Genomic DNA, 962 nt, shown 5'->3' on the forward strand with positions numbered 1-962 from the left:
CGAGTCGACGCTTCTATGGTCGTCTGTCAAGCCATGGTGGCGTTGAGCTGGCGGAAGATGGATCGGGCGATGTAGCGCTTGAGGGAGCGGATGATCGCTTTGGTGGTCTTGCCCTCGGCGGCGCGCTTGAGCCGGTAGGCCTGTGTGGCGGGGTCGGTGGCGAGACGGGTGAGCGCGATCCGGTAGAGGGCCGCGTTGAGTGCTCGGTCGCCGGTGCGGGAGAGCCGGTGGTGGCCGCTGTTGCCGGAGAAGACGGGGATGGGGGCGACGCCGGCGATCCTGGCGAACGCCGCTTCGTCGCGGATGCGGCCGCGGTGGGAGATGACGTCGACGATGGTCGCGGCGGAGACGGGCCCGACGCCGTGGAGGTCGAGCAGGCCGGGCGCGAGCTGCTCGACCAGGGCGCGCAGCTGCTGCTCGTTGTCGGCCAGCTCGCCCTTGAGCGCGCGGATGCGACGGGCCAGGCGCGTCGCCTGGTCGCGGGCGGCGGCGAGGTCGACGGGGTCGGCGGTGCGGGCTCGCCAGGCGCTGACCTGCGCGATGGTCGCTTCGGTGACCGGGCCGCGCGCGTCGATGCCGAGCGGGTGGATGCGCAGCAGCGCGATCAGCTGCTGCCGGGCGCGGCGGATCTCGCCGGTCATCGACTGCCGGGCGGCGGCGCGGACGTGGAGGGCGGAGCGGAGCCCGGCCGCTCGGGGCGTGGCGAGGCCGGCCGGGTCGGCGTGGAGGATGCCGCGGGCGGCGGCGAGCGCGTCGAACCGGTCGGTCTTCCCGTCCCGCACGCGCGAGCCGCGCGCCGGCGGTCGGACCTCGAACACCGACAGCTGCGCGGCCTCGAGCGCGCGCGTGAGGGTCGCGCCGTAGGAGGCGGTCCCCTCGACCGCGACCGCGACCGACTCACCGGCGCGGCGCCGCATCCACGCGAGCGCGCGCGAGATGCCGTTCGGGCTGGTCGGGAACGA

General features: G+C 74.9%; 1 protein-coding gene. It reads right to left on the reverse strand.

Translation table 11 applies throughout. The features are described from left to right. Positions 1-26: 26 nt before the first annotated feature. Positions 27-962: transposase (locus AC1RNL_RS13360; protein WP_492935501.1), on the reverse strand; the 936-nt coding region annotated here is incomplete at its 5' end.

It is taken from the genome of Agrococcus sp. GW821-FHT14H11 (assembly GCF_058803545.1).